This window comes from Sulfuricystis multivorans, from assembly GCF_003966565.1.
GTDB classification, from domain to species: domain Bacteria; phylum Pseudomonadota; class Gammaproteobacteria; order Burkholderiales; family Rhodocyclaceae; genus Sulfuricystis; species Sulfuricystis multivorans.
This window is the reverse complement of sequence record NZ_AP018720.1, coordinates 46,591-71,308: the sequence shown is the minus strand read 5'-3', so window position 1 is coordinate 71,308 and position 24,718 is coordinate 46,591. Positions and strand designations below refer to the sequence as shown.

At 56.2% G+C, this 24,718-nt stretch carries 28 protein-coding genes and 1 tRNA gene; 3 read left to right on the top strand and 26 right to left on the bottom strand.

What is annotated here, in order from left to right; genetic code table 11:
- Positions 1–11: 11 nt before the first annotated feature.
- The 8 genes from EL335_RS14085 to EL335_RS14055 all read right to left on the bottom strand — a co-directional run bounded on the left by EL335_RS14085 (position 12) and on the right by EL335_RS14055 (position 5,011).
- The gene (locus EL335_RS14085; RefSeq protein WP_126448368.1) at positions 12–1,136 is read right to left on the bottom strand and encodes a recombinase RecT; all 1,125 of its coding nucleotides are present in this window, start codon (positions 1,134–1,136) and stop codon (positions 12–14) included.
- Between the two features lie 166 nt (positions 1,137–1,302).
- A complete protein-coding gene (locus EL335_RS14410; RefSeq protein ID WP_172600143.1) occupies positions 1,303–1,443 on the bottom strand; it encodes a hypothetical protein in 141 nt (46 codons plus the stop codon).
- A complete protein-coding gene (locus tag EL335_RS14080) occupies positions 1,440–1,652 on the bottom strand; it encodes a hypothetical protein (RefSeq protein WP_126448366.1) in 213 nt (70 codons plus the stop codon). The genes EL335_RS14410 and EL335_RS14080 overlap by 4 nt, the downstream gene beginning before the upstream one ends.
- Before the next feature lie 85 nt (positions 1,653–1,737).
- On the bottom strand, positions 1,738–2,097 hold the full coding sequence (locus EL335_RS14075; RefSeq protein WP_126448364.1) for a hypothetical protein: 360 nt from the start codon (positions 2,095–2,097) through the stop codon (positions 1,738–1,740).
- 190 nt (positions 2,098–2,287) lie between these two features.
- Complete coding sequence (locus EL335_RS14070; RefSeq protein ID WP_126448362.1) at positions 2,288–2,728, bottom strand: hypothetical protein; 441 nt, start codon at positions 2,726–2,728, stop codon at positions 2,288–2,290.
- Positions 2,729–2,730: 2 nt separating this feature from the next.
- Positions 2,731–3,564 carry a PD-(D/E)XK nuclease-like domain-containing protein gene (locus EL335_RS14065; RefSeq protein WP_126448360.1) on the bottom strand — a complete coding sequence of 278 codons (834 nt, stop codon included), beginning with the start codon at positions 3,562–3,564 and terminating at the stop codon, positions 2,731–2,733.
- Between the two features lie 200 nt (positions 3,565–3,764).
- Positions 3,765–3,965, bottom strand: a complete 201-nt coding sequence (locus tag EL335_RS14060) for a hypothetical protein (RefSeq protein WP_126448358.1) — start codon at positions 3,963–3,965, stop codon at positions 3,765–3,767.
- A 974-nt stretch (positions 3,966–4,939) separates the two neighbouring features.
- Positions 4,940–5,011 (bottom strand) — tRNA-Asp (locus tag EL335_RS14055).
- 497 nt (positions 5,012–5,508) lie between these two features.
- Between EL335_RS14055 and EL335_RS14050 the strand changes: the two genes are divergently transcribed.
- The 3 genes from EL335_RS14050 (at position 5,509) to EL335_RS14040 (ending at position 8,621) form a co-directional block, all read left to right on the top strand.
- Positions 5,509–6,213 (top strand): AcaB family transcriptional regulator, encoded by a 705-nt coding sequence (locus EL335_RS14050; RefSeq protein ID WP_126448356.1) that lies wholly within the window; start codon positions 5,509–5,511, stop codon positions 6,211–6,213.
- Positions 6,170–7,957 (top strand): ATP-dependent helicase, encoded by a 1,788-nt coding sequence (locus tag EL335_RS14045; protein ID WP_172600142.1) that lies wholly within the window; start codon positions 6,170–6,172, stop codon positions 7,955–7,957. The genes EL335_RS14050 and EL335_RS14045 overlap by 44 nt, the downstream gene beginning before the upstream one ends.
- A 64-nt stretch (positions 7,958–8,021) precedes the next feature.
- Positions 8,022–8,621, top strand: a complete 600-nt coding sequence (locus tag EL335_RS14040; RefSeq protein WP_126448352.1) for a DUF3782 domain-containing protein — start codon at positions 8,022–8,024, stop codon at positions 8,619–8,621.
- Between the two features lie 3 nt (positions 8,622–8,624).
- Here EL335_RS14040 and EL335_RS14035 read toward each other — a convergent pair whose 3' ends face one another.
- The 18 genes from EL335_RS14035 to EL335_RS13960 form a co-directional block, all read right to left on the bottom strand.
- Positions 8,625–9,026, bottom strand: a complete 402-nt coding sequence (locus EL335_RS14035) for a hypothetical protein (RefSeq protein WP_126448350.1) — start codon at positions 9,024–9,026, stop codon at positions 8,625–8,627.
- Positions 9,016–9,738 (bottom strand): hypothetical protein, encoded by a 723-nt coding sequence (locus tag EL335_RS14030; RefSeq protein ID WP_126448348.1) that lies wholly within the window; start codon positions 9,736–9,738, stop codon positions 9,016–9,018. The genes EL335_RS14035 and EL335_RS14030 overlap by 11 nt, the downstream gene beginning before the upstream one ends.
- Positions 9,735–9,875 carry a ribbon-helix-helix protein, CopG family gene (locus EL335_RS14405; protein WP_172600141.1) on the bottom strand — a complete coding sequence of 47 codons (141 nt, stop codon included), beginning with the start codon at positions 9,873–9,875 and terminating at the stop codon, positions 9,735–9,737. Before EL335_RS14405 ends, EL335_RS14030 begins: the two co-directional genes overlap by 4 nt.
- A gap of 55 nt (positions 9,876–9,930) precedes the next feature.
- On the bottom strand, positions 9,931–11,679 hold the full coding sequence (locus tag EL335_RS14025) for a conjugal transfer protein TraN (protein ID WP_126448345.1): 1,749 nt from the start codon (positions 11,677–11,679) through the stop codon (positions 9,931–9,933).
- Positions 11,648–12,670, bottom strand: coding sequence for a hypothetical protein (locus EL335_RS14020; RefSeq protein WP_126448343.1), 1,023 nt, complete (start codon positions 12,668–12,670; stop codon positions 11,648–11,650). The genes EL335_RS14025 and EL335_RS14020 overlap by 32 nt, the downstream gene beginning before the upstream one ends.
- Positions 12,670–13,248, bottom strand: coding sequence for a type-F conjugative transfer system pilin assembly protein TrbC (trbC, locus tag EL335_RS14015; protein WP_172600140.1), 579 nt, complete (start codon positions 13,246–13,248; stop codon positions 12,670–12,672). Before trbC ends, EL335_RS14020 begins: the two co-directional genes overlap by 1 nt.
- Positions 13,249–13,411: 163 nt before the next feature.
- Positions 13,412–14,455 carry a TraU family protein gene (locus tag EL335_RS14010; RefSeq protein WP_126448339.1) on the bottom strand — a complete coding sequence of 348 codons (1,044 nt, stop codon included), beginning with the start codon at positions 14,453–14,455 and terminating at the stop codon, positions 13,412–13,414.
- Positions 14,439–15,065: a type-F conjugative transfer system protein TraW gene (traW, locus tag EL335_RS14005; protein ID WP_126448337.1), complete on the bottom strand. Its 627-nt coding sequence runs from the start codon at positions 15,063–15,065 to the stop codon at positions 14,439–14,441. Before traW ends, EL335_RS14010 begins: the two co-directional genes overlap by 17 nt.
- A 69-nt stretch (positions 15,066–15,134) precedes the next feature.
- Positions 15,135–17,486: a MobH family relaxase gene (mobH, locus tag EL335_RS14000; protein ID WP_172600139.1), complete on the bottom strand. Its 2,352-nt coding sequence runs from the start codon at positions 17,484–17,486 to the stop codon at positions 15,135–15,137.
- Positions 17,483–17,752: a hypothetical protein gene (locus EL335_RS14400; RefSeq protein WP_172600138.1), complete on the bottom strand. Its 270-nt coding sequence runs from the start codon at positions 17,750–17,752 to the stop codon at positions 17,483–17,485. The genes mobH and EL335_RS14400 overlap by 4 nt, the downstream gene beginning before the upstream one ends.
- Positions 17,752–18,249, bottom strand: a complete 498-nt coding sequence (locus tag EL335_RS13995; RefSeq protein ID WP_126448333.1) for a S26 family signal peptidase — start codon at positions 18,247–18,249, stop codon at positions 17,752–17,754. The genes EL335_RS14400 and EL335_RS13995 overlap by 1 nt, the downstream gene beginning before the upstream one ends.
- A gap of 80 nt (positions 18,250–18,329) precedes the next feature.
- A complete protein-coding gene (locus EL335_RS13990) occupies positions 18,330–18,785 on the bottom strand; it encodes a FlhC family transcriptional regulator (RefSeq protein WP_284155524.1) in 456 nt (151 codons plus the stop codon).
- 308 nt (positions 18,786–19,093) lie between these two features.
- On the bottom strand, positions 19,094–21,196 hold the full coding sequence (locus EL335_RS13985) for a helicase C-terminal domain-containing protein (RefSeq protein ID WP_126448329.1): 2,103 nt from the start codon (positions 21,194–21,196) through the stop codon (positions 19,094–19,096).
- A 17-nt stretch (positions 21,197–21,213) separates the two neighbouring features.
- Positions 21,214–22,263 carry an RAMP superfamily CRISPR-associated protein gene (locus EL335_RS13980; protein WP_126448327.1) on the bottom strand — a complete coding sequence of 350 codons (1,050 nt, stop codon included), beginning with the start codon at positions 22,261–22,263 and terminating at the stop codon, positions 21,214–21,216.
- A gap of 14 nt (positions 22,264–22,277) precedes the next feature.
- Entirely contained in the window at positions 22,278–22,946 is a 669-nt protein-coding gene (locus tag EL335_RS13975) for a hypothetical protein (protein ID WP_148103026.1), read from the bottom strand.
- On the bottom strand, positions 22,943–23,452 hold the full coding sequence (locus tag EL335_RS13970) for a hypothetical protein (protein ID WP_126448323.1): 510 nt from the start codon (positions 23,450–23,452) through the stop codon (positions 22,943–22,945). Before EL335_RS13970 ends, EL335_RS13975 begins: the two co-directional genes overlap by 4 nt.
- Positions 23,436–24,077, bottom strand: a complete 642-nt coding sequence (locus EL335_RS13965) for a hypothetical protein (RefSeq protein WP_126448321.1) — start codon at positions 24,075–24,077, stop codon at positions 23,436–23,438. Before EL335_RS13965 ends, EL335_RS13970 begins: the two co-directional genes overlap by 17 nt.
- 281 nt (positions 24,078–24,358) lie before the next feature.
- Positions 24,359–24,631, bottom strand: coding sequence for a hypothetical protein (locus EL335_RS13960; protein ID WP_126448319.1), 273 nt, complete (start codon positions 24,629–24,631; stop codon positions 24,359–24,361).
- Positions 24,632–24,718 lie beyond the last annotated feature (87 nt).

Here is a 24,718-nt window from a genome sequence, read left to right as displayed (position 1 = left end):
GGGGGTATTGCTTAGATCAGGCTACCGATGTCGGCCTTGATGCGACGATATTCGCGCATCAGAGCCTCCAGGTCGGTTCCCTCGAAGTCGGCCTCAAGACGGATATAAATTTCGTCCAGGGCTTCGTTCGTGGTCGCCTTCTCCATCGTTTCGATCGCTGCCGTAAGCTTAGCGTTTGGCTTAGCCTGTTTGCCCTGCTTACGTGGATCAATGACGATGGTTAGTGTGTCGTCCTGTTTGACTGTAGTGGCTTTCAAACCAGAGATCTGAGTCTCCGGTGACTTCTCACCTTGCGCATCAGGACTGGCCTCTTGCTTGTCTTCAATGATTTCCCCGTTGTCTTCGTCGATGATCGGAGCGTAAGTACCCTCGACCACCTCCTTGACATCAAGGTTCTGGGCTTTGCCGTTTTCGGCTACGGCATCGAGCGCCAGCGCCGTCGCCAGCTCAGGCGACTTTGGCAAAAACTTGCACAGCCGCCGGATGACAGTCTTGAGACCCATCGCCACGAAGTCGGAATCCCAAACGGACTCCTTCTTGAACCGCTTGGCTGCCTGGTACCCGCGCGAGTTGTCGCGGATACGCTCCACCTCCTTGCGGCTCATCGCCACGAAGGTGCGGGAGCCATCCTTGAACACAGCAACAGCGTAAAACCCGACAACCTCACCCCGCTCCTCATCGGAAGCAGGGAAGCCGCCGGGCCCAGTGAGCGGCTTGTGCTCAAGAACGCGCTCAAGGCCGAGCTTGAGCGTGAACTTGTCGTTCACACGCACCTCGTGGGCGTAGATGTCCTGCACGAGACCGCTCTGGCGAGCGAGCTTCATCAAGCCGGTGTAGCCCGGGATCAGTTGACACTGATCCCCAAAAGGCACTAAGTGCGCCTCACCCATCAAGCCGACCTCCAGGCCGAGTTGGGAGGACTGGATGACGGCCGCGAAGACCGAGCGCGGATCGCATTCGCCCAGCTTCGGCGTCATGCGGAATGCCGTCAAGGCGATACGAGCCATGCGATCCGGGTTGATATGCTTGGGCAGCGCCCGCGCGATTTCCCCTTTGAACTTCTCCAGCATCGCCGGAAAGCCTTGCTTGGCTTCTGCCGGAGTGTCTCGGTTGATGTTTTTGAGAGTCTGTAGCATGGTGCTTCTCCTTTCGTAATGAAAAAAAGGGGCACCATGCCCCTTGCGGGGCAGAGGGTGCCCCGCTTGGGGTTATGAATTTGACGCCAGGCCCGGTTAAACCCGGATTGGCGCAATTACTGCGTAACGGTCTTCTCCTGGTCTTTCGACACCAGCGAGTCCGTGATCAGGCGTGCCTTAGGCCACTACCTTCTTGCCGTTTGGTGTTGCTATCGCGCTTCTGGAGCCAAATCAAAAAAGCGGCAAGACCGGCACCGCCGAAGGCGATAATGGCAAACGAGAGAATCAATCCGATTGCAAGGCTCATTTGACGCTCCTTTCCTCACGAATTGATTCTAGAGCAACGGCCGCGACCTGTAAAACAAGCCAACCGAGACCGCCTGCCACCAGTACCGAGGCGTTTTCGAGCTTGACACCACCAACCGCGGCTGCCGCTCCAACACCCCATGACGCCCTGCGTAGCTCCTTGGCAAGCGCTTCCAAGGCCTTTGGATTGAAGTAGAGCTTCAGCCCCATGTTTTATGTTCTCCTTGAAGCGAGTTAGATTCTCGGAGACACCATGCCCTCCTGCGGGGCAGAGGGTGCCCCGCAGGGGGTTGACTTACGCTACTACCTCAAAGGTCGGTGCATTTTCAGCTTGCGTCACAGCCGCTTTCGCCTTGCTGCGACGCTTGCGGGTCTTGGTTGATTTCACCTTGACCGGCTCCAGCTTCGGCATCGGAATGCCACGCCGGATGAACGTCGGGATGTCATACTTCGACCAATCAACCTCGGGCTGCGGACGGGGTTGCGGACGGGGTTGCGGGCTGGTCTGTGGCTTTGACTGATGAGTCTTTGCCGTCAAACTCGGCCTCGATACTGCAGTCACCACTTTCGCGACTGCCTTCACCACCTTCCACAACGCACCTACGATCATGTAGGCACTGCCGGAGAGGGCTAGAAGCAGCAAAAGTTTCTCCACGGATCCTCCTTCAAGCAAGAGTAAGGCGGTCACACCATGCCCCCGGCGGGAGACATGGCGTTTCCCGCCTGGGTTGAATTGACCTACGTTCAGTAGGCCGATTTGATGGCCTCGTCTTTCGCTTCGTTAAGTTTCGCGAAGCGATCGATTCGGCCTGACTGTGGTGATGGATCGATCGGACCTTGGCCGTTCACGCCTCCTGCCTGATCGTCACGCCGAGGCGCCTGGCGAGCTCATGCGCACGAAGCCATGCCGACTGGTCGTGCTGGTAGGCCGCAACCATTCCGACCATGAGGCCGCCGAATCGAATCACACGCTCCCCGATATGGGTTACATACTCCTCGATGTCGATGCCTTGGCCTCTATCAAACTCAAGCGGAGCGTCGCCGCTCCACTCGATGTCTAGGCCGAACATCATTCGCACACGGCGTTTCAGCCCATGCGAGGAATGGCAGACGACGAGAACCTCCCACCTGTCACCCTCCGGGTCGTAGCCCAGGAGGGCGAATGCAGTGACGCCCTCGCCTTCTCGCTCAACACGATTATCCGAGTCTTCGACCGAAGCGGTCGGAGAAAACACGCCATCCGGCCATTTGATCCCAGGGGTAAACATGTATTTCGTGTAGATCATGCTCACCCCTCCAGATCAAAGTTGGCTGCCCAGCGCGGCAGGTTGATCGTTTCGACCTCCCCGTTCGGCTGGTACGCAGGCCAGCATCCGTTCTCGCGGCACCACTTCAGAAGCTGAAGCGCGCCACGATACTTGGCGCGTCCCACTTCGATTACCTCGTCGCTCGCCTTGTAGGCCGCAACCGCGAACGGCGCCTCCTTCTCGACGGCGATGAAGAAAAAGTGGGTTTTTACCCCCGTGATTGCCTGGATTCCATCGACGTACAGGGCAGCCTGCACATCGTAACCCATCGTCGCGATAGCGCGAGCAAAGCCGTCGGCGCTGGCGTCTGTCGTGGTCTTTATGTCCACGACATGCTGTACGCCGCCATCTACCTGAAAGTAGTCCGGCCGGCATTTGCACTCGATGCCGGTGTCCTGGTCGATCCAGAATCCCGACATTTCGGCCTGGCCGCTCGCCAACAGGTTGGCGGCGCCTTGGTGGGCGCGTACGCTGGCAACCATCTGCTCGATGGCTGCCATCTGGTCGGCAGGGATTGCGGTTTTGCCCGCGTTCTCTGTCTCCCAAACTTCGGCCGCAGCCTTTCCTTCCTTGGTGCGCCGGTCGAACTTCGGCGCTGCCACGAAGGTCTGGCTGAACCGATCATGTTCGAGCAGCGCCGTATGGAAGGCCGTGCCCAACTGCATCGCCGGAGTCGGCTCGGGCGGATTGCTCACATACTCCTGGTAATGGGCGGGCGAGCGCATGATGCGCACAAGTCCCGAATGCCCCACCGCTGGGTGAGCGTGGTACTGATCGGCCGGCATGAAAAGCAGGCCGACGTTTTCGATCTTCATGGTGCCTCCTTTTGTGAGGATGGGTTGATGAAACACCCCAGGAGACACCACGCCCCTTACGGGACGAAAGCATCCCGCAGGGGCGGTTAGAAAACTTAGAAACTAGCGACTACTTCTTCGGTTGCTTAACCTCGTGCTTCTTGGCGTAGATTCCGATGGCCGCGAAAACCATTCCAAATACTACGAGGCCGACAAGTGACTCAATTGCCATTGCCATCTCCTTTTCTCAAGAATGCGGCGAGGGAAGCAAAACCGACGGCCATTGCATTGAGAACGATCACCTCGATCACGCCTATTTTGTGATCGACGAGGCCACCGATGACCGATGCAACAGCGCAGGCAGTCGCAAGGTTGTCCGCGATCTTTGCGAACCCCTCAAGCTGACTCCTATTGAACAGCATCCAGCCTCCACATTGCAAGACCGGATGCCGCAACCCATACCGGGTCGAAGCCACCCGGTCTGGGTTAAGAAAATGCCGAACCGGTTACCCGGATCGACGCCTTAATGCTGTTTGTTTAGAGCGGCCAGCTACCGCTTGCAGCTCCTGGACAACCAGAAGCGACAATCTTTTCTCTCCAGAACGCACTCTCAGGAATGCGCTCTGGAGAGCCCCGCCACCTGAGCGGGGCGGGTATTCAGGCTGCCGCACGCTGAACGAATCCAGCCATCCGCAATGCCTTGCGCAACATATCCCGCGTTTCCTGGCTATTGCAGCCAGATCGAAGACGCTGATGAAGTTCGCATGCCATTTGGAATGGAATGGATCGAAACATGCGGTTTAGGATCTGGTTCGACATGTCGTTCTCCCGGCCGTTAGCGCAATCCCAGCGCACGAACGATGGGACGGCTGATGACGAGACCGGAAAAAACACATACCGAGAGGATCACAAGTGTCATGGCTTTACTCCTTGCCGGGTTGTTGGACTTGACCCCGCAAGAGTTGCCAGGCTTGATACGCGCCAGTGGCAACCCCGCAGGCCGGAAGGCTCTCCACTGAAGAGACCTCTGGCCTGCGGGGAAACCCACAGGCGGTTTTTGTGTGTTACCGGAGCCCCAGCGCCCGAATGATCGGGCGGCTGATGACTAATCCGGTAAGGACACACATCATAAAAATGGTTAGTTCCATGATGCCTCCTTGGTTGAAAAACCACGGAGGCACCATGCCCCCTACGGGGACACGAATGCCCCCGTGGGGTTGAAAAATCTGTCGATGGAAAAACGAACGCCCCGACCTGGGTCGAGGCGCTGTTTCCCCAATCTATTCGGCAAACCCCCACTGAGGTAGGGGTTGTCACCATCGTCTTAAGACATGTTTTCTTAAGACGTGTTTGCCTTATTGCTGCTCAGTGTAGCACTGAGCGGCTAATCGAGGAATGGAGCGGACGGGAATCGAACCCGCAACCAACAGGGTGACAACCTGCTGCTCTCCCATTGAGCTACCGCCCCAACGGACGACGAATACCCGCCTTGTTGCGTTTGTCAGACGCACGGGTATCCTTCGTTGGCGACCTTCCAAGCCGCCCGCCGTTTTCTAATTCCCCCTTGTCGCAGGGGTTCACGGGCGCGCTGCCTCAAGCCTCATCTGCTCATAACAGACAAGGCGAGGTCTTACGATCTCGCGCCAGCCGATGCCACAATACCCCGTGGCAAGGGTTGGGCGAGATGCGCCCCCTGAGTGACCGCCGCAAGTCTCGATCGCGGCGACCAACTAATGCCGCCGCGCTTGAACGCGGTCGGCTGCTAAATGCTGCTTGTTTTGAGCGCCCAGCTAGCGCTTAACGACGGCATCACGCACGTCGGATGATTGGGCTCATTCTAACAACCAGATTTTGAATGTCAAGCGCTAATGCAATGCCAAATAGTGCATCTCTGTGCGCTTTTCGCCACAGTTTTGGATGTCTGATTGCATAGGATGGGAATCTATTTTTCATCGGGAGATGTAAATGGCAACCAAAAAATCAGCAGCGACGGCGGCACCGAATAACCAATCCACGCAAGGCGGGGCCAAGAGTCATGCTTTCTTCACGCAAAAGGTCAAACTGCACTCGTTCCATGCGCAGCAGGTATTCGACCGAGGCTTTGAAATTTGCTCGAATGCGGTCTTTACGCTCTCTGTTGTGCTGAGAATGATCAGCACAGAGGATCAGGCACGCGAGGTGGAGGGTATCGTCGATGAGCGCATCAACAAGACGTTCGAAGACCTGCGCGGCGAGGCTCTCCGCCTGGAGAAACTGGCCGAGTCGAACGGGATTGAATTTGTTGGTGTCGAGTATACCAACCCCAAGGAATTCGAGGCCAAGATCACCTCTCCACGTATTGTGCGCTACGTTGGTCTCATTCGGGAATTCGATGGCCTTGTCGCCAAGATAGACACCCTGTGGCTGTCCGGTGTCATTCCTGATAGCAACTACTCCCGCAGCATCTACGAATGGAAGCGCCGGCTTCTACGCTTGGCCGGCACCATTCGATCTATCTCTACTCGTGCCATGATCGCGGCGCGCAGAAAGGAAACGCAGAAGGAATCCGGCAAAGCCAGCAACACCAATCAAGCTGACGAGGTTGGTGATGTTGGTGACACCAAGAATAGCGGTTCCGATCCGGGTAATGGCGTCGAAAATCCAAGCCTCGCTGAACCATCTCTTGCTTAATCCATACCAGGAACGCGCAGTCGCTGCCACCGGCCACTGCACCATCCTCGCCTGCCCAGGTTCCGGTAAGACCCGCGTCCTCTCGGAACGCGCCGCGAGGCTGCTTGCGAATCACCCCAAAGGCCGCCTGTGCGCGGTTACCTTTACCCGCGATGCAGCCGAGGAACTGCGATCGAGAATCCTTGCCTCCTGCGGCCAAGACCATGCGAGGCGTCTGGCCGTTGGTACATTCCACTCCATTGCGCTTGCGCAACTAAAACGAGCCAGCCGAAAAAAACCTCCACGCCTGCTCTCCGACGGGGAACGTCTGGCCGTGCTGCGCCGATGTTGGAAACAGCATGCCACCGACATTCCGTTCGATGACGTGGTGCAAGCCATCGATGCCGCCAAGGCGCGTCTAGCGCCACCGTTGTTTTCGGATCCGTCTCTTGAAGCCCTGTTCCATGCCTACCAGAAGCTCATGGAATCCGAAGGTGCAATGGATTTTGCCGACCTGCTTTTGGTCTCTGTGCGCAAGATGGCAAATGGCGAGATGGAGCCGCTGCCCATTCGTTGGTTGCTGGTGGATGAAGCTCAAGACATGGACGAAGTTCAGATGGAGTGGGTTCTCCTGCACGGCCATGCAGGTGTCGAAGTAACTCTGGTAGGTGACGACGACCAGAGCCTTTATGCCTTCCGTCACGCTTTAGGCTATTCCGGGTTGCGCGGAGTAACTGTCGCCCTCTCCGCAGTAGAGACTACTCTACCCGTCAACTACCGCTGCGCACCCAACATCCTGGCTCATGCGGCCAAGCTGATCGCTCACAACAAAGATCGGGCAGCAAAGAAAATCGCCGCTCATAGGGAAGATCCCGGCGAAATTCGCGTCGTTCGCGCGCCCTCTCGATGGGACGAGGTTGATTTGATCGTCGAAGCGATTAGAAAGAGTAGCGATGATCAGGAATGGGCTGTGCTTGGACGCACGAACGCTATCATCGATGCCGTAGAGGTCGGCCTGTCTGGCGCAAACTTGAACTACTCCCGCTCAGGAGGAAAGAGCGTCTGGGAACACTCTATCGGCAGCGTGTTCATCGGTCTTTTGCGTAGCGTTCTCGATGACTCATGGACGGGTATCGCCAACACCTTGTCGTTTTGTGGAATCGCTCCCGAGTGGATCAATGGTCATTCCATCCGCTCCTCTGGTGGGTGTGTCGAGCGCCTCGATGCGGCTATCGAGCACGTCGCCGATGATGGCGTTCGCAAAGTCCTTTTGCGTCTTCGCATGGGTCTGGCGTCATGGCATGATCAGGCCGCAAAAGGGCGTCCAGCGCTCGTCGTGCATGGCGTGGCTGGTTTTCTGGCGGATTACTGCAAGCCCAACCAGTTGAACATCATGAAGCGCCTGGAGGCTTCCATCGTCAAGCTGTCCGGTTCCTTGGCGCAAAGACTCTCCGTTCTTGGCCGCGCAAGAAAGAAACGTCACGGCCCTGTAGTGCAAGTCTTGACACTTCATGCTTCCAAGGGACTTGAATTCGACAACGTGTGGATCATGGGCTGCGAGGATGGCAACCTGCCGCACACCGACTCGACCGAGGAAGATGAACGGCGTTTGCTCTATGTCGGCATGACTCGTGCCAGGCATCGGCTCATCCTTAGCAGCGCCATCGAGGAAGGTCTTGAATCGCGCTTTCTAGAGGAGGCTGGGCTTGCGCGAAATAATTCAAAAGTGGACTCGTGCAGGCGCGCTACGGACAGGGAATACTGAAAAAGTCCCAACTGCCGCGAACGATTTACAATCGCCCCCATGCCATAACCCTTGTGGAGGCCGCATGACCACGGCGACCGAACTTTCCTGGGATGACATCAAGCAGATGATCGCGGCTCTCGCCGAGCAGTCGAAAGAGACCGACCAACTGATCCGCGAATTGCGCGAGTCGGGCAAAGAAACCGACCGCCGCATGCAGGAGACTGATCGCCAGATTCGCGAACTCAAAAAGCAAATCGGCGGCTTGGGCGACAAGTTCGGCTACTTTGCCGAAGGCATGGCGCTGCCCACGATGGAAAAGCTCCTGCGCCGCCGCTTCAAGATGGAAAACATCGCCCCGCGCCATCGCGTGCGCCGTGGCGAGCGCGAGCGCGAATACGACGTGCTCGCCTGGGCCAATGGCAAGGTCAACCGCGTGGTGGTAGTCGTAGTCAAAAGCCGTGTGAAGCGCGAGGCGATCGAGCAGCTCATTGATCAGGTGGGAACCCTCTTTGCCTTCATCCCCGAGCTCAAGGGCAAGGAGCGCATCGGGATTCTGGCGGGCATCGACTGGGACGCAGGCGTCATGGAAGAAGCGCAAGCCGCGGGGCTTTACACCGCCACGATCCACGACGAGATGTTTGCGCTCACTACCCCCAAGGGTTTCAAGCCCAGGGGGCGGTAAAGCTTAACGCATCAGCGCTTTCCCTATCTGCTCCAAGTCCATCCCTTCCGTCGGCGGGCTGCCATCCCGGCACAGATTGATGCCGTAATTGACGGCGAACTCGGTCATCCCTCCGTCTTTGGTTGGCACGTTTGCCTGCGACAGCTTCAGGTTGAGTCGCTTGCACCCCTCCTGTTTGAAGCTCTTGAGGGTTGTCACTTCTGCAATTACCGGCGCACTCGATTTGGTCGTCTCACGGAATTTGTCCTCGATCGGGCCGACAATCTCACCCTGGGCGCGTCCATCCGGAGCGTCGATGGCTTGGACGAGAAGGTCTTTGGTGTTGGTGTATTGATCTGCTATTGCCGTTGGCACCCATGAGAAGAGAGTTACGGCGGCAATGATGATGGTGAGGTTATTGTGCACTGGTAAGTTCCTTGACTTGTTCTTTCCTTGGTTTGACGTCAGGAACGCCATTGACGATACCCTCAATGGCTTTTGCAAGAGCTGCATCGATCAATGTGTCTGGGGTTTCAGGGGTGTTGGCGGCAGCGATTACACCAAAGCCTAGTTTGGATACTTGATCAGTATCTATCCTGACGCTTAGTTCGACTACACCGGGGGTTCTTACAGCGTCTGCGGCCTTCTGATGGATGAAACGAGTAAGGAATGCCTCAGTAATTGCTACAACAATGCCGCCGGTCTGACTGCCGGTCAATTTCGCTCCTTGATACTGTGATCCAGCATCTATTTGAGCGACCCCCCGCCCAATGAAGGGGGACGTGATCCCGGTAATTTCGTTGCCTTTAATCGCCGGATCAATTAGCCCCATCCCTTTGCCGTAGACATCATCGACGTAGAGTCGCGGTGCTTTCCCGTCATCAGGGACAGATACACCCACTGCGATAACCACCTTGGTTTTGGCGTCGCCAGCTCTGTCAGCAACGATGTACCCTGCCTCCTTGAGCTTCTGGATAATTTTCTCCTTGAGCGTAGAACATTCGAAGCATTTAATCCAAACCGGCGATTCTTTGGATACTGCCGGAACATCCCCTTTGGGAGTCTCAAACGCCGTCAGCACTTCCGCGCGAGCAAATGAAGCCATCAGAAGCGCGATAAACACGAGCACCAGCCTCACTTCAATCCCTCCTTCTTCGCCATTTCCCGAATCGCCATCTCGATCACGGACGCCTGGCTGATCCCCTTGGCATCAGCCAGCAGCTTCAGCAGCCGGAGCGCCTCGGCCGATAGACGAAAACTCGTAGCCTGTTTCATGGCACGTATTGTAGCGCATTCAGCGTTACATTGCAACCGTGTCCAGAAATGGCGCTTACTGTCTTCCGCGCTGGTAGTAGTTCTGCATCTTCTGGTTCACGACCCCCTGCACGTTTTGCGTCATGCCCTGTAGATCTGGCATCTTGATATTCGCCATGATCTCGGCAATGAATTCCGATAGATCGATTTTGGAGAAGTCGATTTTTTCGAACTCAGCTTGCGTGAAGCCGGAGCAATTTGGGCTCTGCGCACTTCCCCAGCTCTTGCCGATCTGCGCCCTGCCTTGCTCGTTGATGATCCGGGCGAGGCGGCTATTGAAGCAGCAATGTGACTCGGTCCATTCAAGACAAATTTTAGTGAAGCCTAGATTTATTTTCTTTGAGCAATATTTATCACCCACCTTATAGCAGAGATTCTGCCCGCGTCGCATGGCAAGGATTTGCTCCTGCTGGTCGCAGGATAGAAGGTCTTGGAGAATCATGAGGCCGATTTGGATGGCAAATGAGGTTGGGTCGAAGTAAAAGCCTCCGCTAGTAATTCCAAATGCACCATTGAGCGAATCAAGTGAAATTGGATTGGGCAGCCCTAGTGCGCTTGTAAAAAATCCAGGAGCCGGAGCAGCCCCGAATGAAAAGGTAAAGCCATACAAGCTGATTGACGGCGACCAATTTGCAAGCGCACTTGATGTCTTGACTGGGTCAACTCCAACCAAAGCGGCCATACCTTGAACCATCCAATTAGGGGCATCAGATGTATATAAAGCATCGTAGGTATACCTGCTACCGTAGGCAAGCGCATTAGACCCAACCTGACCAACGATATTGAACAACAGGTTGTTGCTGTATCCTCCTCCCCCCCCACTCTTCTTGCAGCAATTAGCTAGGAACTTGATCTTGCAGCGCGAGACAACCCCCTTGAATATCTCCAGCGAGTTCGGGTCTATGTAAGTGCCGGCTTCCCTCGCTGCCTCCATGAGAGCCATCGAGCGGGCGAAATCGGGATCGTTTTCATATCCCTTGTCGAAGCACTTCCCATCCTGGCAGAAAAGTTGGCCGGAGCAGTCCGTCACGGTGTTGGTCTGCGGCGGACTGGACATGCACCTGTAGGTTTTCTTCTCGAACGTGCATTGCCCGCCCACCATGTCCGCCGGATCGCAACTGGAGGATTGAAGCGTGCAGTTCGGGTTCGATGCGTAGCCATCACACTCTGAGGTGTCAGTCCGGCCGGTTAGGCAGGCGTAGGCGTTCTGCTTCTGATAGCAACCATCAGGCGCGACCTGCGAAGGACTGATCCCGGGAGGAATCGTGATTGGCGGCGTAGTGGAAACGCAAACGCTTTCCGCAATCGAGCAATTGGGGTTGTTATCTAGCGATTGACACGGGCCGGGGTCGTAGTTGCTCGATATGAGCGTGTAGGTTTCGGAGAGCTTAATGGTATTGCTTGGTGTTGGTCTTGACGGATCGCTACAGCGCCAGGTCTGTGTGTATTTCATGCACCCGGTGTTGAGAACGGAATCCCATTGCGAGCATTGCGAATTTGTTTGCCAGCATTGTGGTTGGGCGTTGATGAACGGCTGGCAGTAATTCACCGCATTGGGTTTGAGGCAGGTGTAGTCGTATTTGTATTTCCAGCAACCACCAACCTCGCTAACGCTAACAGCAATCCCGCTAAATATTTTAGTGGGAGAAGAGTCAACGCATGTCGGAACACTCAATTTGCAGTTTGCCGCATACACCGTAGATGCAAGCATGAAGGCAAACAGCCATACTAGACTAAATTGGACAGTTGTTGCTTTCGTATACATTGCGAGCAGATTGGTAGGTGCAAGCGTTTACTGAAGAATTGAATGTGCTGCCCGCTGGGCAGCATGGAGTGCCTGTGTATTGGCCGTTACACAAGTAAACTGGCGATACCCAACATCCATTGTTGGTATAGTAATATCCCCTCAACGCAACCAAGGTCGATCCAGCCCAAAAAAACCAAGGCTTACCGGCGAGATAGTCTGGATACATTCTCCCCGGCAGGTTAGGATCTGTCCCGTTTAGGGAGTCCCCGCTATAACCGCACGCCCAGACAGTTATGCCTGTAGTCATGCCAGCGGTGGGAGCAACTATACAAAGCGAACCACTCAAAGTTCCGCCATTAGGGCACGAGAACGTGACTACCTTTTCCTTGTAGCACGAACCTGTTTCATACGCATGTATCGTTTGCTCGCACTGGAAGTTCGAATCGGCATCGATGTTGATGACCCGCCCCATCGTGCATTGCTGCCCCTCAACTTCCTTGATGGAAGAACACGTTTCGGTGGTGTACTGCGCCTGGGTCGTTTCGGTCCTGGTTACACACTGCGTGCTCGATTCACCGATGTTCAACCCAAACTGCTGGGCGACCGCCTGCGCGTTCTGACTGATCGCCTGCTCACGGATCAACATCGAGTCGTTCTTGCTGATGTTGAATTGCGGCCGGACTTGCGGATTATGCGCCAGGAAGTTCACCGCCTCGCATTCCTGGCGCTTGAAGGGATCGGGGTCTGGAGTTGCTGTCGCACAGGTCTGCATCTTCTGCACACCAAAGCTGGAAGTCTGGCCTTGCCCACCAGCGAAGTAATTCGCCTCCACCGGGCTTGTGCCGTAGCCAGGAATCTTGTCTTGCGCGCTGCCAGCATTGATGTTGCCGTATCCTGACACGGCTTTCCCAGCCGCGAAGTTCTTGGCGTCGTTGAAAGTGGATGTTTGATCCGCCAGCGCCGCTCCAATGGGAAACACAAGGGCCAGAAAAAGCGAACCAATCCGCATTATTTGATCCCCCCGACGATCTGGCTGCGGTAGGTTCTTGCCACAGCCGCCCAAGCAGGACTCTTGCGCTCGATGTAGTCGAGCGCGTAGTCCAAGGACACGTCCCCGGAGACCTTCACGAACGTGTCGGCCTGGGCGCAGCCGTTTTCCATTACATTGGCCGCCTCGGCCTTGGCGAGAACCACTGCAGGCACGCGAGTCACGTTGAACTGCTGGAAGGCCGGAGGATGAACGGCGACCGACACATTCCGTCCGCCGATGATCTTCTGCACCTCCTCGCCCATCTTCATCATGGAATCCCCCTTGAGACCCCGGAACACCATCGTTGCCCCGGCCCGCTCCGCTTGTTCCGCTGTGCGAACGAGCGCCTCTTTCGGCATCGAGAGAGACACGAAGACCATCAAGTCGGTCTTGTCGCCCTGATTCGGTTTGGCAACGCCAAGCTGCTGATATTTCTGCGCGATGCTGGCAATATCCGGCGCAGGGGCTGCCGGTTTGGGCAAGCTATCGACTTTCGGAACGCTTGGCGATCCGTATTGCTGCAATGCCGCCTTGCTATCAGGCAGCTTCTCAAGCATCTCCCGAGTCCTTTGCTGCGCTCGCGCGATGTCGGCATCGGTTGGAAGTGCGACCCCTCCGTTTTTCTGCGAAGAAAAAGCATCCTGGGCTGACGCCGGGAATGACGCCAGCGCCAGGAGCAAGTGAGGGAGGAGGACGTGGAAAAACCGAAAACGCATCTTGTTAGCCACCAAATTTGACAGCGCCTTGACAGCAGTTGCGCTTGCGGAAAATCTGATAGACAAAATCCTCTCCTACAAACGGGAACTCCCGTCCAGCCCCCCAGATCATGGTCGTCCGTCCGAACGGCTGGCAACAACGACCGATCCAGTCTTGCGGTGGCGTGATCTTGGATGGTGTCCCCCTGGTCTGCGGAATCGGATAGAGCATCTGATACTTGTAGGCAGTCTTGTCCATGAGCGGGATCGGGTAGTAACCGCACAGACCGTCTTCGCCATGTGCGCCCCACATCAGAAGTTCACGGTGCATCTTCGCGGTCAAGCGCTGAACGATGAGCGATGATGCCTGCACGCCACCGATATGTGTCCCCACGTTACCGTTGAGCGGATAAAGCGAGCCTTGGCACCCCCCGCACCAGTAGAAGAGGTTGTTGGAGAACCCGGCTGTCGCAGCGACACAGTCCGCAGCGCAAGCGGCCTGTGCCGGAATGTTCGCGAAGAGATAGACATCCGGATTCAGGATACGGGTGAGCTCATCGTCGTTCCACAGCGGGTCGAGCTCGGTGAGGTAGGCTACGTCGAAGCTCAGGTTCTCCAGGCAACCGTTGTCGAGAACGGCCTGTAACACGAAAATCTCCGGGTCGATGTACCAGTGCGCCTGGTAGAAGGAACTCGTCGTCTGTGCGTCAGTCTTGGAGCGCCCATGAACCGGCGCATCGAAGCCTGGGTTCATCTTGATGCCCCCGAGACCTGCCATGCAGAACGGTTCGCGCACCACATCGACACGGCGCAGCGGTTCCCAGAATGCGACCTTGACTCCTATCTTTGGAGGGTTTCCACACCAGCAGAGCGGGTTTCCGGCAACGATGTTCGAATCCTCCTGCTGGAACGGGTTGATCTTGGCACCGGCGATATAGATCGGGAAGACACAAGACCAGCAAATTTCGGTGATGGGGTTGGCGAACTTGCCTTTGCAGGTCGCAGCCCACGACTGGCTGGCAACGAAGAGAAAAATCGCTGCAAAGATCAGGCTACGGGCGAACTTCATCGACACGAATCCTTTTTCCTTCTTGGGCGACTACGGCGGGGGACTGGGTAATGGCAAAGCGCCTGGACAGCGCCCCGCCTTGGTCATAGAACACCTCCCGCTTCCACTCGCGCATGAGCTTGAGCGGCTCGCCGGCGACCAGGATCGGCTTCACCGGTGTTTTGGATTCCGCCATGAACCGCTTTGCGAATGCCACTTGCCCCTTGTCCCGACCGTCGAAGAAGAGCAATACCTTGCTCATGCGGTCGTAGTCGAACGGGTTGATCTTTGTACCGGCCGGATAGAGGATCCGGCCGTGTTCGTCCACGACATTCCTATCCAGCGTAAACGTTGGATCGATGTAATGGGTTTTCGCAACTTCCGTGGGCTTGATTCCAGGCACGGGGCGCGGGCGCTCTACACCTTCGATGACCCGCTTCTTGTAGTTTTCTTGCATGGCCGCAAGCTCGCCGGTCTTTTCCATCCGGCGGAACTTGTCCTTGAAAACCTCGATCAGATCGCGCTCGGTAATGTCGTAAGTCGGGCCGATCACGCCCAGATCTTCAGCGCGAAGAGGGGTGCAGAAGACGAGAAAGATCAGCGAAATGGCGGTAATCGATCTGGATGGCATGTTGGGTATGCTTGCACAGTCCGCAACCAAAACTGGCGTTAAAAACGCTCACTTTGGTTGCTTTTCGGATCAAAACTTGAATCGGACGACTCCCCCATCCACAGATAGCCTATCCGGCTCCTTGCCACCCATCTCTCGTAAGCGCCTATACGTGATCCTAAGGCCGCGCTTTCTGCACTCCTCAAGCACATCCCGAACGGCGACGAGAAGGAATCCATCGGTCTGCGTGGTTGCCGGGAGTTCTTTGATTGCCTCTATGACATCATCTATGGATGGCTGCCCTGTTGCTTCCGCAGCATCCTGCTTTCCTTGATCCGCGTCCGTTTCCATATCGGCGCTTACCGGTATCTCGCCTGGCCGCTCATCCATTTGTCGAGTTTTGGCTTCGCCGGAACTCCTTGGAGTCGCTTTGGTTTCACTGGAACTCGCTACGCGAGCTTTCTCATCAAGGCTTGTTGCCTCGCGCTTTGGCTTGCGACCATGATTTACCGGTTTCTCTTGCTTCTGCGAGGACTCTGGTTCGGCTGGTTTCTTCTTTGCCTCCTGGCGCGGAGAATCTTTGACTACGACATCGGCGTGACCGCCATCCAGTGCTGCGCCGGCCTCACGAATCAATGCTTGGCTGATTTCTCGCGTCAGGCGGATGGCTTTCGCAACGCTGCCATCGAACTGCGCTTCCACGACCTTTTTCAAGGGGGCCATAGGATCGATCCACAACCACCCCCGGCTGCCCAACTCGTCGAGAATCGACTTGGCGGTCAGCCCGTACCCGCTGAATGCGTCCGGCCATCGGAGCAGCACATGCTGCTCGGCGTCGATGATGACATCGCCCCCCCATCGCTTGTCGCCGGACTTGAGGTCTTGCGCGAGCGCCTTGAGAGCTTCGCCTACTGCTCCGTCTAGCACGATCGCGCAGCGGTTGATGGGTTGCGCGTCGTCCTTCGGGTCGCTGTGTTTGGCCTTAGCATCGCCGGTCAGGGATGGCATGCTCCGGGCCGTCTTACGAGCCTGGCCGTCGTCCGTCTTGACGACGGCAGCTTCTTCCACGCCTACGGCTGGCGCGCCCGCATGACTTGTCTGGGGGTTAGTAGGCGCTGAGGTTTCGTTTTTGTCCCCAGCTAGCCCTGTCGCGCTCACTTGTTCGTCGTGCTGAACCTGGCTATCCGTATCGACAGGTTGTTGGCGCACAGATGAGCTTTCAGTCCCTTCCTGTCCATTGACGATTCTCCCCTCGACCGAAGGGATCGGCGCGGACGACACCATCGCCTCATCCCTCAACCTGATGGCAGTGAGCCTGATGTCTGGGATCTTTTCTGCCAGGATCGCTGGCGCGATCTTCCAGAGTCGATCGCCCGGCGCGGTGCCGTCACGGACGAACGCGATCTGACGTTCAACCAGCATGTCCAGAATGCCATCCGGCGTTCTCGGAATGCCCGGAATGCCATCCTCATGAACCTGCCTGGCGATTTCCTCGCCAGCGGCGGGCCAGATCAGATACAGGTGGCCGTCGATATTCCACAGCCGCGCGCCAGGTTCATTGACAAGCCAAACGCCCTCCTTGATGAAGCGGCGCATGATGTCCGTCAGATGGCGCTCCACGGGAACACCCAGGTCGTAACCGGCCATCGCGACGCCGAGCGTCTTTAGGTCGCGTTCCACGCTCGTTTGATCCGCCTTGATAACCAGATCGTGGATGAGGTTCGTCGGGCTTGGATTGCAGTTGAGCGACTCCATGAGCCATACGATGAGTTCCGTGCCGCCCTCTTCGATCCATTCGAGCGCCTCTGCGCCAATGATTCGATCGGCGATCAGATTGGAAAGGACGGTGTGCTGCCGGGAACGGCCTTCACGCCAGTCGAGGAAGTAGGCATCGATTCTGTTTCGTGTGGCCCAGTCGTACAAGTCTTCCTTGATCGGCTTCCACACCGCCGACCGATCCCGATTGGCCACGGTGAGATCGGTTACCGGCTTGCCCGCGTCGTGACACAGCGCCGCCACGAACACGGCGAACTGCCAGCGTGGCTCCATTTCGCGCCGTTGGGATGGCGTCTTCGCTGCATCGAGCAACACCTTGTCCGCGGATTGGAGCGCCCACAAGCCAACTTCCAGTGAATGCCTGAGAAGACCGCCGGCGCCTCGATGGTGGTGTGACTGCGACGCCGGCAGCAGGTGGGCGAATCGCGCAAAGCGCTCGATTGCAGACAGGTAGTAGCGCTCGAACTGCGCGGGCAGAGCGATCGCCGTGTCGGCGATGCGTTCGATCAGCTCGGCCTGTGTTTCCAGTAGCTTTTCTGGCGATACGGCCGGGAGGCCCTTCATGAATGGCGGGTAGCGCGGGATATCGTCATCACGCCATTGCATGACGTGCTCGCGCGAGATGGGCTGCGAATCTGGCTTCGGTCTTTTCTTCCAGAAGATCACGCCGCAATCCTCTCCCTCGTTGCTTCGCGCCACCGGTTGTAACAGAAGGCAAATCTCCTGCGACGCAAAAGAGCAGCGCGGACTTGATCTGGATCGATTTCCAGCCATGAACAAACGGCCGCGAAGCTCACACGACCCGACGGGATGCCACCGAACATCCACGCCAAGGCGGAATTTTGTTCCTCCTTATCCCCGGTTTCGACGTCGCGGATGGCTTGAATCAGAACCGCCGTCCAGAGCCGAAGAAAAGTCTGATTCTGGCTCATCAGAAAATCCTGATTCCCCGCCCAACAATCTGGCTGTCTCGGACCCACCCGACCAAGGCATAGCGAGAGTCGAGGCTGTCTGGGTTGGGCGCGGCCATGTAGTAATGCCCCTCTGGAATGAGCCCAACCGGGCCAGGCTTAAGTGGTTTGCCGGCCTTGGATAGTGGCTTTGCTCTGCCTACGAATTCGCCATCGACGAAATAATCCCGGTAGCCGTAGCCAACATCATGACTAGTCACCGTCGCCCCAGACATGCCCGCCACCCGTTTAAGGAATAAGCTACCCCGCTCATAAGGCCCACCGCCGTTGTACCGAAAAGCCGCCAGATCGCCTTTGCCTGGTTTCGCGCCTTTCTGGACAAGAAAGACCGTGCCAGGCAACGAGTCCGAGACGTTGATAGTCAGGGTGAAATACCGCCCGAACGCCACGAAGACAACCAGCATCCAGAGGTACATCGCAGCGCGGCGTGCAAGGTGGGAATAGATCGCTTCGAGCATGCCAGTATGGTACGCAGGCGGTGCCGGAAAATCGCCCCGAAAAGCGCACGGAGATGCGCTGTTTCGCTGCCACCATGCGATCAGGCTGCGATATTCGTTCCACAGAACGGGCAGCGATCAGTATGCCTGCTGCCCCTGTCGTAGATGAAACTGGCGCTGCATTGAGTGCAACGCGGAAACGCCACGATCCTGGCTTTCACGTCACGGGCTGCGAAATACGCCGCGTTGATGTCGATTGGGCAGCAGATATCCTGAAACTCTTGCCACGTCGAGAGCAGCGTTTCCGGCGTCAGTGTAGCCCCATACAATCGTCTGTGGATAGCGGCGAATGCGGATAGCCTGGCGGCCGAATCCTTGTCCTTTATAAAGGACAGGACGGACTCCGGCAGCTTGCCGTTGGACGGCCGCACACCGTGGATATCCTTCCACCATTGCCGCAGAGTGCGCGTCCCGATATCCGTCATGCTCCGGACAACCGCCAACCGTAGCCCCGCCTTGATGAGATCGCGGGCTAGACGAAGTCTATCAAGCTCCATTAGTTCAACCATAAGCAATCCTTCCTTGATCGGACTTACTGCTCGACCTAGCGGCATGACTGCGACACTAAGGCCGAATCCCCTCTCAGAGGGGACGAAGATCCAGCGGGCGGGGGCAAGCCCCCCCGCCAAGGTCGTGTTGTAATCCCCTCTAAGAGGGGACAAAGCTCCAGCACGACCCGCCCGGCCTTGCCGGGGCATCGAGTTGTAATCCCCTCTAAGAGGGGACAAAGATCCAGCAGACCAAACTAAACCCCGCGCACGGCCAGATATGCCATCGTCTTGCTGTGCGCGAGAGTTTTTTGAATCTAGCTCAAGAGCGTCCCGTCTTTCAGCAAGATGCGAGTTGGTACATCGCTGAATCTTTGCGGAATCGCCGACCTGAACTGGTTGTAGGTGCGGTTTACCGGGTCCGGGATGATGTCGTCCGTCTCGGTCACGCTTCCGAATACAGCGATTCTCGGGTCGCCCAACCAAAGAGAAAACTCATCCGTCTCAGACCGAATTCCGCGACCAATGCCTTGCTTCATTTTTCGGAAGGCAGAAGAGATGGAATCTCCGTACACGATGCCAAGCGCCTCTTCCCTGCTCTTTCCTTTGCTGATCAGGTAGTCCACGATCACTTTCCTATGCGCATCGTTACTAACAAGCGGAAGCTGACAGATGACAACGTTGTCCCATGAAAAACCGAAGCTACGAGCATCCAACCCTTCCCAGCCGGCCGGGGTGACGAGAACACCATTCCCCTTCGCAAGAAGCGCTTTCACGGCGCTATCGAGTCGAACGCCCCGATGCTTGAGGACGACGGGAACGGATACGCCGGATTTGTCCAGCTCGATCTTGATTTCTGAGGCAACTCGGTAGCTGTTAACCAGGGCGAGCGTGAAGCGGCCAGTATTTGCCGCAGATTTCACCATCCTGGCAATGTAGCCCAACCACTCTTCGTTTACCTTGACATCCTGTTCCCCATCGTCCGCGATGTCCGAGCCGTCATAGGGTTTGTGGACGCTTGGATCGGCCAGGACGATCTGCTTCAGCTTACCGAATTCGCGTGGCGAAAAAGCCTTATGCAGATCGGCACACGGGTTGACGGTATCGAAAATGCCCAGCTTGTTTGAGATTTCCCAGAATTTGCTCTTTTGATTTGCACCCTGGAGAGTGGCCGACGTCACAATGAAAGCTGCGCAACCACTTGTCATGCGATCATCTGCATCGCGCCATCTTTTGATGGCGCGACTCACGACCCGCGCCGGGTAGATCGGCACGACTTCAATTGACGGGAAGTGCCTTTCTGGTGAGTAGCTCAAAACACCCTCCGCCGGAACCGGCAAAGACTTCTCTCCTGTCACCATGGCAAGCGTACTGATATAGCTTTCGATATCGAGACAGATGCTAGAAAGAGAAGCCGACATCTTGAGCGACTTCCATTCTTTCGAGGCAAAGATTTCCTTGACCGAGTGGTAGTACTCCTTTACCTTTTCTTTGAGCTGCTCCCCGACATCGGAATACATGATCGCGTCACCATCCAGCCTGTGCTTGAGCCCATGGTAGCTTTCGCAGAGATAGTCGTAGATATCCTGCGTTAGATTGGACAGGGACGATGGCCCGCCAAGATTTTCTGCTTTTTGCGAGAGAGTCAGGATTCTCCGAAACGGAGCTGAAGAAACAACGATATTTTTTGCAGCATCCGTTAGGCGATCCCCTTCATCCGCAATGACGGCACGGATCGGCGTCTGGTTTTCTTTGCCGTGAAACAGTTCCTCGATGTCCCACGCCGCCGCCATGCAAAGCATGGCGTGATTCGTGATGATTACGTCCGCATCAATGACGGATTCGACCATCTTTGAATGTTTAACGGAAGTCGTTGCCGCGTCAGCGCAAACCGAAGACTTGCTTACACCTTCCGGAAGGCGGCCGTTCTCTTCGAGATAGTCGTCGATCTCGCCGGAAGTGCTCAAATCATTGAGCCAGTCGATCAAAGCATCCCATTCTTTGACGACGTCATCCGGCTTCCCGCTCATGGCAGCAGCATCACGATACTCGATGACGCGATCGATATCGAAAAAGTTGCCCCTGCCAATGAAGCGGGCCACCTTGAGACGCTTCCCCGTCACCTTCTCGATGCCGTCTGCAACAATGGCGGCGTCAGCCTCGACCTGCTTTTGCAATGACTTCGTGTAGGTCGAGACAATTACCCGACCGTTCTGGGTAGCTGCCGTCAGCATGGCTGGGATCAGGTAACCAATGGTTTTCCCGACCCCGGTACTTGCCTCGATCAGCACTTCCCCGCCGTTTCTTTCCGCCGAGCACTCGATAGACCGCAGGACATGCCTGGAATAGTCGATCTGCACCTGCGTTGGCGGCCGCAGACCATCGCAGGCCGCAAAGACTTCCTCGATACTGATTCCCATATCCAGTCACCCCCTTTTTACTTAACGGCCTTGCGCAGCGCCTCGTAACTGAAATCAAGAACACCAAAGTCGATGGGCTTTTCGAGCCATTCCTTGGCTTTTTCGGTTGCCGTCAATGACAAAGAAAAGGCATCCCACCCAAAAGTGCCGACGTTTTTGATCGGCTGGCCGGGTCGTTCGCAGGTAGACACGACGAACTCGCCTGAAACCAGACCATTTCCGGCTGCCTTTCGGCCGCCAAACACGGGATTGAAGGCCAACCGCTCAAATGCTTTCATGAGCAGCGCTATTTCCACATCGGACGCCCGCTGCATGCGCATGAAGACAGCCAGATTCGTTCCTGGCGCGATGGCGTCGTAACCAAGCGCCGGATTGGAGATGGAAACCGGTTTCTTGTTCAACTCCTCGTCTATCTTCTTGATCTCTTCGCGAATTGCTTGCGCTTCTTCGGCAGAAGAGGCCTTTTTGATACGCTTATGAAGGTCATCTTTTTGCTTCTTGAGTTCAGAGCCGCGTCGTTGAAGCGTGCTTTGCCGATGGTATTCCTCAAAAAAGTCCTCAGACACGAGCTCATAGGTCTCTGCGGGTGAAACGCGGGCATCGTCCGTTCGACATGGTTCGATGCGGCACTTGACTTTCAAGGGATCGCCAACGGCAATGGCATGCGACACGATCAACTTCGAGGCGATCGCTACCGGCGACCCAGGTCCACAACCGAAGATAGAGATGAGCGGATTGATCTTTTGCGCAGCCATCGCGTAGTCGATGGCCTGGGATTCGAGATTCTCGCCGGCACTGTTTTCTTCCTCTTCCTTGGATTCCTTGGAGGCCTTGCCCTTGCCCTCGTTGTTGAGGCCACCCACGGACAGGAAGTAGAAGTCGAGGAAGTTCAGCTTTTTCCCGGTCGCGTCGACGATGTAATCGCGCATGTGGCGACGCAACTTGCCACGAATGGCAGAGGAAGGCAGATACGGCTGCCCGCCGATAGTCGGCAAGCCTTCGAGGTTCGGAGCGGTGTAGGTCAGAGGAGTTTCGGTTTTGAGATGACCATTGATGATGATGTCCATGACTTTTCCTTTCTTCAATTAGGGATTTGTGAAAAACGAAGAACTTTCGCGGTAGGCACCACGCATTCCACCTGCTTGGAAGACCAGTATGGGTACCTGATGGCGCAATACCGCCGTTGCTGTGGCCGGCCTTGCCACATCTCCACAGGAATCGGCCGCGCAGCGTTGCCATGAAGAACGAACGATGCGTCTTCTTGCAGCGTCGTGATCGACACGTTTTCGTGATCTACGCTTCCCCAACCCATGCCAATCTTTCGCCCAATGCCCTGAACGTGACCGAGAAGATCGAGCGTCTTGTCGGGGTCGCCAAAGCAAAACCACATCACGAATGGAGTATTGACGGTCTGGAAAGACCCCTTCGGGGCTTTCATCTCTCCGCTAGCCGATTCATAGGTATAGCGCCCCCCTCTCTTGGGAAGGGCTCTTTCAGGAAGGGAGCGAAGCTCGTCGTGTTGCAGCCTGCCGTAAAGGGTCAGATTGCCATATGCAAGATCCTGCAACGGAAAGAAGCAGGCGCTTGCGTGAAATACCTCGCCTTCCTTCGCGAAAGGCATCTCGTCATCAGACAGAAGCCTTCCGGTAGACCGGAAATAGGCATCCTGGATAATGCCGTCCAGCGTCAAATAGCCCCCGGTACGGAGAACTGGGGTAAGCACCGGCACCTTAAGCATGAATGGAATCACAGCGCCTCCAACTCGATCATGCCAAATCCAAATCGCTTGCTCTTGCCAACGCCATGCCAAAATGCCTCCTCGGCAAGCTTGCCATCCTTGACAAACACATCTCCGGTTGCCAGGAAGGGCAGCATGTAAACCTCTTGCAGACCTGGCTTACCCAAGGGGATGGGGTCGCAGTAGGCGCCGTCGATCTTTTCGACCTCGAACCCGCGCTTTTCGAGCGACTGCCTGATCTTCTCGATCGCCTTTTCTCTCACCGAGATACGCTTGAGCCTCTTTCCGTCCGTTGTGACGGGATCGAAGAGGATGTCGAGCCTGTACTTCTTGCCTGCTTCGGGAACGATAGGTTTGCGGCCGATCTCGAACGAGACAGACCGAACCTTCATCAGGTCATCGACTACCCTGAAGACGAATCTGTCGTCCCCATTGTTCCTGCGAATGATGTCCCACGCGATCTGGTGGGCCTGGTAAAGGCTTTGCGGCTTTGCCCTGAGCTTAGCCAGCAGCTCCATTTTTTCCTCCTGTGAGATATTTGACGCAGTCGATCAACCCACCAGGCGCATCGACGATTTCCGGGTAGTGTCTGATCAGGTTATTGATCTGCCGCAAGGCTTTTTTTTGCGACAGCGATGCCTTGGGATCGTTCGCGCCCTTGATGGCCGATACAATGAGTTTTCCAGCCTCGATCTTCTTGTCACTAAACGCTTCGAGAAGAATCCCCGCGACATTCTGGGCCAGCGATTTCGACCACCAGATTTCCTGGCGACCAGAATCGTCATATAAGACCAGCATATCGCCAGCACCATTGACGGGTTTTCCAGGCAAAGCCTTGGCAGGATCAAAGTTGCTGAGCCTGACGTATACCCAATTCGTGTCACCTGCCATGTCGAAAGCCATGGCACGGAGACCAGGGCTGTGCCCCCAGGTGATGTGCGACGGGAGATTCTCCGGCCGTCTGAGCTTGGTGCTAACGAATACGGCACCATCGGTCACCAGCAAAGAATTCTTTGCTGGCCCACGAAGACCGGAAACGGTTACCCCGGCCTCGTTGGTGAATTTGGCTGTCATTGCCCAGCCGAATTTCTCGTGAGACAGATGTCTGCCGAGCATTTCGTAAATAAAATCTGATGCGTCCATTGGCTCTCCTTATTCTTGCCCACCCATTCGCGGCCGCCCACGCGGGCGCTTAGCTATGACTTCAGCATCATAAGATGCCGATGTCGTTTTGAAATTCCGGCGGGATTCGACCCAAGCCTCAATGTCTGCGACCCACCAGGTCAATCGCGGCCGGGTTGATGCAGGTGCCGGCAGGCCTTCCAAGAGGGGGTGGGGTTTGACGGAGCACCTGTGTTGCCGGATTGCGTGTGGGCGAACACCCAGAGCCTCGGCAAGCTCTTGAATATCGATTGTGAGTTTTTTCATCCACCCTCCTTCAAAGCGACTACCGATAGCGAATACGCCATTCTCTGCCTCATAGCTAGCAGCCGATCCAGCTCGGCTTCGTTGAGCCTGAGGGTGATGAGACTGACCCCCACCTCTTGAGCTATCGCCTCGATCTGTTCAAGGCTTAGGGCGGCCAGCTTGTCCAGCACAGGCCTGGGCAGCCCGGTGATGACCTCACCAGCCTGGGACTTCGCCGCCTCCCGCGCCATAATGAGGAACTGCCTGTTGATCGAAATGATGTCGTTCATGTAGCTTTTCCAACATACCTAATGAGCACAGTATATACCGTTTTCGGTTACTGTCAAGAGAAAAGATAACCAAAAGGAGCTATTTCA